We start from the raw sequence: 11,257 nt of genomic DNA on the forward strand, positions 1-11,257 counted from the left end.
TCGGGGCTCGAGCGGTTCATGTCCGCGATGTTCGCCTACGACCTGCCGCCATCGCGGCGAACCGGATCTGACGTCAAATCCGCAGTGCCGCTTCGTGTTCCCATGGCGGGGTGCCAGCTGAGCGAGCGCGAGACACGCGACCTAATCGCGCTCAGTCGTGCACAGAAGATTAGCCTGAACGGCTTGCTGTCTGCGGTTCTGCTCCTGGCGGAGTGGCGAGTTCGCGGCAGGACGAATATTCCGGTGCCCTACCTCTATCCGGTCGATTTGCGGTATTTCCTGTCGCCCCCGCTGTCTGCGACCGCGTGCACAAACCCTTTGGGAGTGGCCACCTATCTCGCCGAGATCGACCGCAACACCGATGTGGTGAGTCTCGCCCGGGACATTGTCGAGACTTTTCGGGCGGACCTGTCCGACGGCGTGATCCAGCAGTCGCTGCTTCACTTCAGCCCGCAATACGTCGGGAATCCACCCGGCTTGCCCGATATCGTCATGTTGACTGACAGCGGTCTGGTGCCGCCCGTGCGCACACCGCCGGATGTGGAATTGACCGCCACCCATGACGAGTTGTTCTTCGCCGTCAACGCCGGGATCGACATGTATCTCAGCAAGATCTTCGCCGGACAATTGGTGATCGAGTACCACACGCACGCGACGGCGCCGGAGAAATCGATCGAGGTAATACATTCGCTGCTCCGTACCGTCGCCGAGCAGCATGCCACAACCGGTGTCAGTTAGCGGGTCCGAAGGCGTAACGGTGATATTGCAGCATCTTCCGCGCCGGCGGGACCACGCGAACCAGGCGCCTCGACAGCTGGTACGTAGCCGAGGCCCGGCGAAATGTGCTGGCGTCGAAGAACGTGACGGCGATAAGCAAGCGGACCCCGGGGACTCGGCTCAGGATGTCCTGCGGGCTATTGACCGCCCAATACAGCGTCGACCCGGTTCGCCGCACCAGCGTATGCGACTTCTGCGACTTGATTGCCAGCCAATTGTAGAAGTCGACCTGCAGTTCACCGGATGGGAAGTGGTCGACAACGCGGCGCAGCAGCGCGACGCCCTCGTCTTCTGTCAGATACATGCTGATGCCCTCGGCCAGCAGCAGCACCGGACGGTCTGCGGGAATCTGGTCGAGCCAGGACTGATCGGTCGCGGAAGTGGCGATGAGCTGGTACCGCGGACGGGTTGGAAAGATCTTCTCCCGCAATGCGATTACGGCGGGGTAGTCGACGTCATACCACTGCACGTCCGGACCGGGATCCAGCCGGAACACCCGGCTATCCAAACCGCACCCGAGATGCACGACCGTGCACTGCTGGTGAACGGCCAGGAATTGGCGCGCCCAGATGTCGTACTGGGCGGTGCGCACGGTGATCAAAGGCGCCCACCTGGCGGTGATACCAATCTCGCGGAAGTCGTAATCGAGGCGGCTGACCGCTTCCTTCGCGTACCGGTCGCCCAGGACCGGGCGGTCGAAATCGGCGTCCAGCGCCTTGAGATACAGGGTCGCCAGCATGGTCTGCGCGGCGCCGCTGAGATCGACGGAAACCTTCTCTGTCACGCATCCGAGGCTAGTATCTGGTGGCTGGTGTGGTTCGGAGTTTGTCGGCCGGCGGTCACCCACTTACCACCAAGGTCCACCACGGACGCCGAACGCTGTCGGTTGTCCCACGCGGCAAGGAGCGGCGATGGCCCACATTAGTACCAGGCATTATTTGCTCGACCAGGCGCGTCGCCGATTCACGCCGACCCTCAACAACATTCCGGGCATGGGTGTGCTCGAGAAGCGGGTGCTCGCTCATCCGTGGAAGACCAAGGTGCTGGCCAAGCCACCCGTCGGCAGCGACCTCAAGCCGGTTCTGGGGGATTCGGGCCTGCCGATTCTGGGCCACACCATCGAGTTTTTCCGCGAAGGACCGGACTTCGCGCTGAATATGTATCGGAAGCACGGCCCGCTGTTTTTTTCCGACCCGCCGATAATGCGCTCGGTTGTCGTCTCAGGGCCCGACGCGATCCAGGCGGTGTTCACAAACAAGAACAAGGACTTCTCCCAAGAGTTCTGGAACGACGTGATCGGTCCGTTCTTCAACCGGGGCCTGATGCTGCTGGATTTCGACGAGCACCTGTATCACCGGCGCATCATGAATGAGGCGTTCACCCGCACCCGGTTGGCCGGTTACGTCGAGCACATCGACCGGGTGGTGACGGCCGGCGTAGCCGACTGGCCGACCAACGACGCGCGGTTCCTGTTTTTCCCCGCGGTAAAGCAACTCACTCTCGATGTCGCGGCGACGGTGTTCATGGGCCACGAGCCCGGCGCCGACGATGACCTGGTCACCAAGATCAATCAGGCCTTCACGAGGACAACCCGCGCCGGTGGCGCGTTCATCCGCTACCCCGTCCCGCCGTTCAAGTGGTGGCGCGGCCGGCGCGGCCGCAAATTCCTTGAGGACTGCTTGGCTGAGCGGGTCAAGGAGCGCCGTGACGCCGAGGGCACCGACATGCTGACGGTGCTGTGCCACACCGATGACGAGGACGGCAACCGCTTCACCGACGAGGACATCGTCAACCACATGATCCTTTTGCTGATGGCCGCCCACGACACTTCCACCTCGGCGCTCACCACGATGGCCTACCACCTGGCCGCCCATCCGAAGTGGCAGGAACGCTGCCGCGACGAGTCGGCCCGGCTGGGCGACGAGCCGCTGGACCTCGAGTCGCTGGAGAAGCTGGAGACGCTGGATCTGGTGATGAACGAGTCGCTGCGGATGGTGCCCCCGCTGCCGTTCGTCATGCGCCAGACCGTGCGTGACACCGAGTTGCTGGGCTATTTTCTCCCGGCCGGCACGCCCATGATGGTTTGGCCCGGGATGAACCACCGGCTGCCCGAGCTGTGGACCGAGCCGGAGAATTTCGACCCCGAGCGTTTTGCCGAGCCGCGGTCCGAGCACAAGCGCCACCGCTACGCTTACGCCCCGTTCGGCGGTGGCGCGCACAAGTGCATCGGGATGGTGTTCGGGCAGTTGGAAATCAAGACCGTCGTGCACCGGCTGCTGCGCCGGTACCGGCTGGAGCTGGCCCGGCCGGGCTATCAGGCGCGCTGGGATTACGGGGGGATACCGATCCCGGTAGACGGCATGCCGATCGTCCTGCGCCCGTTGGGTTAGCTGGCAGGTCGCGCTGTAGCAGCTGCGGTCGCGAGGACGGGACGAGCTTCCCCCGGCCGTAAACCATCGAGGACTCGACAAGGAGGTGCAGTAGTGACCGAAGCGGCCAGCGAGCAGCGCAGTGACCGGCGGCCACGGGTCTTGCTGCTCTACTACACCTATACCGGGCAGGCACTCAAAGTCCTCGAGGCCGCGGGAGAAGTGTTTCGCGACCGAGGGTGCGATGTGCAGAAGGCCGAGATCGAGTTCACCGACCGGCGATTCGCCGGACGGTTCTCTCGCTTCCCGATGCGACGTGTGTGGCCCGACATGCTCAGTGTGCTTCCGGCCCAGACGCGCCGTGCCAGCGGGGAGATCCGCACCCCGGATGCGGTGCGAAACGGGGACTACGACCTCATCTGCATCGGCTCCCCGACTTGGTGGCGAACCACGAGCATGCCGCTGCGCTCCTTCCTCAAGTCGGACGAGGCACGAAAACTCCTGGCCGGCAAGCCCTTCGCCGTGTTCGTTGTCTGCCGCCGCTATTGGCGGGAGAACCTCACGGCGGTGCGTAAGCTGGGGGAGAAGCAGGGCGGCCGGTACGTCGACGGAGTCCATTTCTCGTATCCCGGCGACCAGCTTCGCTCAATGCTGTCGCTGACCAGCTACCTTGGGACGGGTGAGTACCGGGACCGGTACCTGGGCTTGCGTATCCCGACGACCAACGTCCAACCGGAGCAGCTGGAGCACACGCGAAAGTTCGCGTCTGCCCTCGCGGATCGGTTATTCGGAGAGAGGCCGGCGAGACCGCGCGACGAAACGCCGCCGCGATGAGCGTCACCTGCAGAAAAGGTTTGCTATGCCGCATTCGTTCGATATCTTGACCGAATCGCCCGCCAGTGTCGAACAGGTTCATGCGGCGTTCAGCCGCGAGGACTACTGGCTGGCCCGCCACGCGGCTTTCGACGCTACGAGCACGCTGGATTCGCTGATCGTCGAGGCCGACGGCACGGTGACGGTGCGCGCCACCCAGCACCTGGGCCACCAACTGCTACCCGGGCTGCTTGCCAAACTTTTTCCCGGTGACCTGAAAATCCTGCACAGCGAGACGTGGCGACCGGTTGGTGACCGCCGGGTACGCGGGCAGGTCAGCATCTCCGCTCCCGCGGCGTTGGGATCAGGCCGTGCGGAAGCGTGGCTGGCACCCGCGGACTACGGCTCGCGGCTGCGGTTCGCCGCGACGGTAGAGGTCAAAATCCCGCTGGTGGGCGGCAAGCTCGAGAACTCCATCGGAGCCGATTTGGCTGAGGACATCCCTGCAATTCAGCGCTTCACCACAACGTGGATCACCGAACATGCCTGATGCCGCCATCTGGGCCGCCGGTATTCGCACTGATAGTCCGAGCATCGATTGTTACAGTGGTAAAGCTCAGGCCGCGCTGCTGCCGGTAGTCAATGGATAGAACAGGGGGGGCTTGTGGTCACGGTTCCGCGTCGCATAGAAGATGAAACCACCAGTGCGCGGCTGCGTCGCTGGGCGGACGAGTGCCGGCAGGTGGTACGCGTGTTGGCATCGCGCTCGGGGAGTCTGAAGACTGGTCAGATCTACGACATCATCGGCACCCAGAACCTGTACGGCGAAGAGTCGCTGTTCATCAACTTCGGGTACTGGAAGAACAACCCCACAACCATGGATGAGGCGAGCCGGGACCTGGCCCGTCTTGTTGCGCGGGGCGCGGACTTCGATGCGTCAGACACTGTGGTGGACTGCGGCACCGGATACGGCGACCAAGACATTCTGTGGGTCAAGGAGTTCGGGGTAAAACACATCACGGGCGTTAATCTTGCCGAAGAGCAAGTCGCGATCTCCACGCGCCGCGTGGAAGAAGCTGGGCTGACCGAACGAATCCAATATGTCAACGCGTCTGCCACCGATCTACCATTTGAAGACGAATCGTGCACCAAGGTTGTCGCACTGGAATCGGCTTTTCACTTTCCGTCGCGCGTCGATTTCTTCTCCGAGGCGCTGCGGGTGCTGAAACCGGGCGGCCGCTTGGTGACGGCCGATATCGTTCCCAAACGGACATTCCTCAATGCGCGGTATCGCAAGCAGGTCGAGCGCGTCGGCTGGCGGGGGGCGTCGCCGAAAGCTGTCCGGAGGTCGGTGAACGTCGCGGCGTATCGAGAGCTGCTGCTGGATATCGGATTTGCCGAAGCCGAAACCCAATCGATCGCGCGCGACGTTTTCCGGCCGCTGGCCAGGTTCCTGTGGAAGCGAGCGTTCGAGCCTGACATGAAGCATGTGAATCCGCTGTTGCGGATAACCGTTAGGCCGGACAACTTTTGGTTACATGAAACGCATATCGACTACATCCTGGCGGTGGCGCGCAAGGCGTAACGAGACATCAATGAATCGTTACGTTGCGGACTAAAACCCGCTACGGAGCAGACTGCACTTCCCGAATGCGTTTGAGCATCGTCATTTTTACCGCTTGCATCGACAACGCTGGGGAAAGTCGCTCCAAGTACCACAATGCCTTCCACCACGCCGGCACCACGATGATTGCGTCGCCACGCAACACAGCACGAAGGGTGCGATCGGCGAATTTTTCGGGTGCCATCGGGTGCGTTGCGTCGCTTAGTTTGAGGAGATCCTCGTCGCGCACGCCTTCGTTGCGTCCATACTTGCCACCGGTGAGGATCGGGGTCCGGATCACGCCCGGACAGAGCACCGAGACCTGCACGCTGTGGCGTTTAGCCTCCAGCCGCAACGTCTTGGAGATCGCCACGATGGCGTGCTTGGTAGCGGCGTAGCTGGCCTGGCTCACAGTAGTGACCAGGCCGGCCATGGAAGCCGTGTTCACGATGTGGCCCGAGTGCTGCCTGATCATGATCGGATAGACCGCTTGGATCCCGTGCACCACGCCGCGCAGGTTGACGTCGAAGACGTCGTTCCAGTCATCGAGACTGTACGCATCGATCTCGCCGCCAACCCCGATGCCGGCATTGTTGAACAGGAAGTCGATCCGCCCGGATTGCTGCACCGCCTCGGCGACCGCGCGGTCGAACGATGGGTAGCTGCGTACATCCAGCTCGATCGCATGTGCCTTTCCTCCAACGCTTGTCAGGCGTTGCGCCAGCTCCTGCGCCGGGCCGACCTGGCGATCGGCGATCCAGACCTCGGCGCCCTTGCCGACCAGCTTGGTCGCCAGCGCGGCGCCGATACCGGATGCCCCGCCGGTGACGAATGCGATCTTCCCAGATGCGTTTGATGCCATGGAGTTAAGATTTACCCGACCCGCTGCCCGCTCGACGATTTCCGAGCCGCGCATTGTCGTGGTCAGCCACCGAAGCCAAGACGCCATTACTCGGCGTGTCGGCCGTCCGTCGGTAGACGATCGCTCGTCCGCCCCGTCCGGGCGCGATCGACACACCGCGGTTGTGACGATGCTCGCCTGGCGCATTGGTCGGCACGAAGCGGAATTCGCGCAGCAGTGTGCGCAGGGCGACGTCCAACTCCATGGTGGCGAACGCGGCGCCGATACAGCGGTTCATGCCGCCGCCAAAGGCTATCCAGGAAAAGGGGTTCGGCGGGCCGCCGAGGAATCGGTCCGGGTTGAACGACGCCGGGTCCGGGAAGCTCTCATCTGACTCATGGGCCAGTTGGACGCTCGTCATCAACGTGCTGTCTTCCGGAATGACCCATTCCCCCAGCCGGATTCGCGTCTGCGTGCGGCGCAACGTCAGGGTGAGAACGGGTCGGGTGCGCTGCACTTCCCAGATCGTCGCCTGCCGCAATTCTGACCCTCCGGCATCGACCTCCTCGGTCAGCCGCGAAAGCAGCTGCGGATGGCGGCGTAGCCGCTCTACCGCCCAGGCCAACGTTGTGGAAGTCGTCTCGTGACCGGCGTCCAGCAAGGTCAGCAACTCGTCGGCGATATACGGATCCGGTAGCGGCTCACCGTTCTGGTCGCGGGCCTGCAACAGGAGCGCGAGCACGTCGGTGCGTTCTTCGAAGGCCGGGTCAGCTCGCGCATCGGCGATGAGCGACTCGATGACAGCGTCGATCCGGCGTCGGTATTCCAGATACCGGCCCCCGGGACTCCATCGACCGAGGTCACGCCGCGCTATCGACGGCAGAAAGACGATGCGGGAGCCAAGCTCGACCGCGGGGGGCATCAAATTCCGAAGTTCTTCCAGCGCGGGTCCCTCAGCGCCGAACACGGCACGCAGGATCGCGTTGAGCGTAATGCGCAACATCGACTCCAGCGTTTCGAATTCGCGGCCCTCCGGCCAGCTCGCGATTTCGCGCAGCACCTCTTCTTCGATCAGCTGCTCGTAGGTTCGCACCCGGTTGCCGTGAAACGGCGGGAGCAGCAATTTGCGGCGCTCCAGGAGTTCGTCGCCCTCCAGGTTGAACATCGATCCGGGGCCGATAAAGTCGCCCAGATTGTACTTCGGCCGTCCAAGCAAATGCCTGCTCGTGCTGAACAGATCCTTGACCAGGGTTGGGTCGCTGATCACCACCGTCTGGCCAAAGATTGGCAAATTGAGGGTGAACGCGTTGCCGTACCGCCGGGCCAGAGCGGCAATCGTTGCGTGCTGGGCAATGAGCAACCCAATGCCTTGAACGGTCTTCGGTCCCCGAGGCCCGGGCGGTAATCGTACCGGCTCGGTTGTGGCCGTTGCCATGTCGCCCCCTCTCCGTGTCGGTACTCGAATGTATCCGAGTCGGCGGATCCCCGACTACTTTTGTTCCATACGCCTGCCGCTCGGCTGGCCGCGCGGGCGCTACGGGCCCACAACGCGCAGACCGGTCGCGGAGGTGACATACCTCGATACGTACGGCAATCGAGTATGGAACGACACCTGATCGCTAGTGTTGCGTGTCGTTGAAACATCTATCGACACTGCCGCAGCCGCGGACTGCCGAAATGGCCGATTGAAGCTCACATAGCGCACGTCGTCGACAGTTGTCGCGGGTCCCGCCGAGGGCTGGCGCGCCTGTGCGCGACAGACGCCGTCTCAATCCTTGGCGAAGCAGTACATCCGGTACGAAAGCCGCCCGCGTTGCAGTTCGCGGTACATCAGCGAGCCCGGCACACCGACAAAAAGGCGGCCGAAGGGGCGTAGGAACGCGGGCAGATGGTGACCGACTAGGTCCAGGTACCGCGGCGCAAGGTTGTCCAGCCCGCGCAGAACCTCCGCATTGATGACCCTCTCCGAGAGCGGCCGCATCGGGGCGTCGGCCATCGCAGCCTCCCACTGGGAGAAGTCCAGGTAGCTGCGGAAATCGACGTACAGGAAACGCCCTCCCGGGCGTAGCACGCGCGCCACTTCGGCGAGGAAACGGGGAAAATCTGGGTAGCCGTGCGAGGCTTCGACATTGATCACCGCGTCGAAGGATTCATCGGCAAAGGGCAGGCTCTGGGCATCGCCGTGCACGAAATCCAGCCCGGGCAGACTGTGCCTTTTCCGACAGAAGGCGATGGCGTCTGCGTTTAAGTCCAGCCCCGTGTAGGACGCCGGGCGCAACGTGCGCACAACGTAGGAGGCTCCACCGCCGTGGCCGCAGCTGACCTCCAGTACCTGTTTGCCGCCGAGATCCGCCTGTGTTGCCGTGCGGTGGTAGAGCTGGATGTTGTACCTGTTGCGCTCATCGGGCGCCGCTAGCGGCACCCCCATCGGGGGATCCTCCTCATAGCCGTAGTTGAGCAGAAGGACGTCCTCCGCATCCCACCGGCGGGTCAAGAAGGGATACCAGTACTTGACCATGATCTTTTGGAACCACGAGGCGGTACCGATGGACTTTGAGGGATGGGGCATGCGAGTTGCGGTCACACCGCGGGAGTATTCCACGCAGGAGATCGCGGCGCTGAGTCTTCGGAAACCGCGGGGCGTCCGGCGGGTATGCGTCGGGCGGAGTGGCATCGCTGAAAGACCCAGCAGCCTCCCAGGTGGCGATCGGCGGCGATATTGGCCAGCAACGCCGCTGTCGTCGTCCTCAGCTTAGCTGGCGTGGTCAGCGACCGATGTAGAGTCAGCGTCGCTCGGCGCCTCCGCCGTCCGCCGGTAAACCACGGCTCGGCCGCCCCGTCGTGGCACGCTCGCCACACCGCGAAAGTGACGCCGTTCGCCCGGCGCATCGGTTGGCGCGAACCGCAATTCGCGCAGCAGTGTGCGCAGGGTGACGTCCATCTCCATGTTGGCGAACGCCGCGCCGATACAGCGGTTCACGCCGCCGCCGAACGGAATCCACGCGAAGGGCTTCGGGGCGCTGGCGCCGACGAATCGGTCCGGGTTGAACGACGCCGCGTCCGGAAAGCTCTCATCTGACACATGCGCCACTCGGATACTCAATACCACCCCGGTGTTTTCCGGAATGACCCACTCCCCTAACCGGATTCGCTTCTTCGTGTGGCGTCTAGTGCCGTCGAGAACCGACCCGGTGCGCAGCACTTCCCAGATTGTCCTCTGCCGCAACTCAGATCCGCCGGCGTCGACTTCCTCAGTCAGCCGCGACAGCAGCGACGGATGACGGCGCAACCGCTCCACCGCCCAGGCCAATGCTGAGCTGGTTGTCTCATGACCGGAGACCACCAAGGTCAGCAACTCGTCGGCGATGTGCCGATCCGGGATCGGCTCACCGTTGTCGTAGCGGGCCTGCACCAGCAGCGAGAGCACGTCGTTGCGCTCTTCGAAGGCCGGGTCGGCCCGCGCATCGGCGATGAGCGAGTCGACGACAGTGTCGAACCGGCGCCGGTACCGCAGAAACCGGCCCCCCAGACTCCATGGACCCAGATCACTCCGCATTATCGGCGGCAGCAGGATGAAGGGGCCGACAAGCGTGGACATGGGCGGCAGCAGGCGGCGAAGTTCGTCCAGCGCGGGTCCCTCGGCGCCGAACACGGCACGCAGTATCGCGTTGAGGGTGATGCGCATCATCGGCTCCAGCGTTTTGAACTCGCGGCCCTCCGGCCAGTTTGCGATCTCGCGCATCACCTCGTCTTCGATGATGTGCTCGTAGCTTGTCACCCGCTTCCCGTGAAACGGCGGGAGCACCAATTTGCGGCGCGCGAGAAGTTCGTCGCCGGCAAGGCTGAACGTCGACCCGGGGCCGAATGCCTCCCCGAGATGTCCCGACCCTGTCGGACGTTCGAGCAGATCGCTGCTCGTGCTGAACACATCCTTAACCAATATCGGGTCGCTGATCACCACCGTCTGGCCGAAGACGGGAAAATTGACGGTAAACGCACTGCCGTACCGTCGGCGCAGAGCAACGAACATTCCGTGCGTTGCAGCCAAGAACGCGATGCCCTGCACGGTCTTCGGTATCCGTGGTCCTGGCGGTAGCCGTACCGCCTCGGTTGTCTCAGTTGCCATGTATTTCCCGCGTTTCTTCCCTCGTCGTGCCGGTACCCAAAAGTATCGGATGCCGCCGCGTCGGGAGGACGTTTGCCACCAACAACACAGGCTCATCAGCAAAATCAAACGTCAATCAACAACACCCGACGCTAGGGTGCTTCACAGCTTCCTGAGTCTACGAAGGATCTTTGCGTATGGCGCATTGGCCGCCAAACTCTTACGCAGGCGCGGATTAAGTGGGCTGCCGTTGATGATGTTTAGGTACCGGAGGCCGTGATCGCGCCATTGGGCTACTTGGTCGATGACTTCGTCGGGTGTCCCATTGAAAGTGAGTTCTTTCATGAGTGAAGCCGGGACTTTCGCGGTGTATGACAAGATCGTCTGCTTGTCGATGGTTTGAGGCACCAGGTCCTGCACGCCGGAAAAGTTGGCTCCCAAAGGATGCTGAGCGCCGTGACGCGCCCAGGCGTCTGCGGGTGCGGCCAGCGCCGAGGATTTCATGATGACGGAGTCCAGCGCTTCATCTACGTCGTCGCGATTTCGGCCGGTGACTAGGGCACGCTGTACGGCAGGGGTGATCGACATCGGGTCACGACCGGCGTCGGATGCCGCAGCGCGTACGGCCTCGAGTGCGTGGGCGTAGTCGGTGGGGCGAGAAAGAACGAAGGGAACCCAGGCATCGGCATAGCGTCCGGTGGCCCGCAGCATCCGCGGCCCATGGGCTGCGATCCAGATTTCGGGCCATG

At 63.2% G+C, this 11,257-nt stretch carries 11 protein-coding genes and 1 pseudogene; 6 read left to right on the top strand and 6 right to left on the bottom strand.

Going from position 1 to position 11,257, the window contains the following annotated elements; translation table 11 throughout:
* Window positions 1-738, top strand: a 738-nt coding sequence (locus VNW74_RS28370) for a phthiocerol/phthiodiolone dimycocerosyl transferase family protein (protein ID WP_414686811.1), incomplete at its 5' end; no start/stop codon positions are given.
* Here VNW74_RS28370 and VNW74_RS28375 read toward each other — a convergent pair.
* Window positions 731-1,561 (bottom strand): class I SAM-dependent methyltransferase, encoded by an 831-nt coding sequence (locus VNW74_RS28375; RefSeq protein WP_325683085.1) that lies wholly within the window; start codon window positions 1,559-1,561, stop codon window positions 731-733. The genes VNW74_RS28370 and VNW74_RS28375 overlap by 8 nt on opposite strands.
* A 127-nt stretch (window positions 1,562-1,688) precedes the next feature.
* On the opposite strand from VNW74_RS28375, the gene VNW74_RS28380 reads away from it, so the two are divergent.
* From VNW74_RS28380 to VNW74_RS28395, 4 genes are all read left to right on the top strand, one after another.
* Window positions 1,689-3,167 (top strand): cytochrome P450, encoded by a 1,479-nt coding sequence (locus VNW74_RS28380; protein WP_325683087.1) that lies wholly within the window; start codon window positions 1,689-1,691, stop codon window positions 3,165-3,167.
* A gap of 93 nt (window positions 3,168-3,260) precedes the next feature.
* Window positions 3,261-3,980, top strand: coding sequence for a flavodoxin family protein (locus tag VNW74_RS28385; protein ID WP_325683089.1), 720 nt, complete (start codon window positions 3,261-3,263; stop codon window positions 3,978-3,980).
* A 25-nt stretch (window positions 3,981-4,005) separates the two neighbouring features.
* The gene (locus tag VNW74_RS28390) at window positions 4,006-4,509 is read left to right on the top strand and encodes a DUF2505 domain-containing protein (protein ID WP_325683091.1); all 504 of its coding nucleotides are present in this window, start codon (window positions 4,006-4,008) and stop codon (window positions 4,507-4,509) included.
* 114 nt (window positions 4,510-4,623) lie between these two features.
* The gene (locus VNW74_RS28395) at window positions 4,624-5,544 is read left to right on the top strand and encodes a class I SAM-dependent methyltransferase (RefSeq protein WP_325683093.1); all 921 of its coding nucleotides are present in this window, start codon (window positions 4,624-4,626) and stop codon (window positions 5,542-5,544) included.
* Between the two features lie 40 nt (window positions 5,545-5,584).
* Here the strand turns inward: VNW74_RS28395 and VNW74_RS28400 are convergent, their stop codons facing one another.
* Window positions 5,585-6,424: an SDR family oxidoreductase gene (locus tag VNW74_RS28400; protein ID WP_325683095.1), complete on the bottom strand. Its 840-nt coding sequence runs from the start codon at window positions 6,422-6,424 to the stop codon at window positions 5,585-5,587.
* Between the two features lie 4 nt (window positions 6,425-6,428).
* A complete protein-coding gene (locus VNW74_RS28405) occupies window positions 6,429-7,838 on the bottom strand; it encodes a cytochrome P450 (RefSeq protein ID WP_325683097.1) in 1,410 nt (469 codons plus the stop codon).
* Between the two features lie 73 nt (window positions 7,839-7,911).
* Between VNW74_RS28405 and VNW74_RS28410 the strand changes: the two are divergent.
* Window positions 7,912-8,019: pseudogene (locus tag VNW74_RS28410) on the top strand (nitroreductase); the annotation flags it as partial.
* A gap of 152 nt (window positions 8,020-8,171) precedes the next feature.
* On the opposite strand, the gene VNW74_RS28415 reads toward VNW74_RS28410, so the two are convergent.
* The 3 genes from VNW74_RS28415 to VNW74_RS28425 all read right to left on the bottom strand — a co-directional run.
* Complete coding sequence (locus tag VNW74_RS28415) at window positions 8,172-8,987, bottom strand: phthiotriol/phenolphthiotriol dimycocerosates methyltransferase (RefSeq protein WP_414686812.1); 816 nt, start codon at window positions 8,985-8,987, stop codon at window positions 8,172-8,174.
* 168 nt (window positions 8,988-9,155) lie between these two features.
* Complete coding sequence (locus VNW74_RS28420; protein WP_325683099.1) at window positions 9,156-10,529, bottom strand: cytochrome P450; 1,374 nt, start codon at window positions 10,527-10,529, stop codon at window positions 9,156-9,158.
* A 141-nt stretch (window positions 10,530-10,670) separates the two neighbouring features.
* On the bottom strand, window positions 10,671-11,257 hold a 587-nt coding region (locus VNW74_RS28425), incomplete at its 5' end, for an LLM class flavin-dependent oxidoreductase (RefSeq protein WP_325683101.1).

Origin of the sequence: Mycobacterium sp. (genome assembly GCF_035570115.1) — a bacterium.
In the GTDB taxonomy this organism is placed as follows: Bacteria; Actinomycetota; Actinomycetes; order Mycobacteriales; family Mycobacteriaceae; genus Mycobacterium.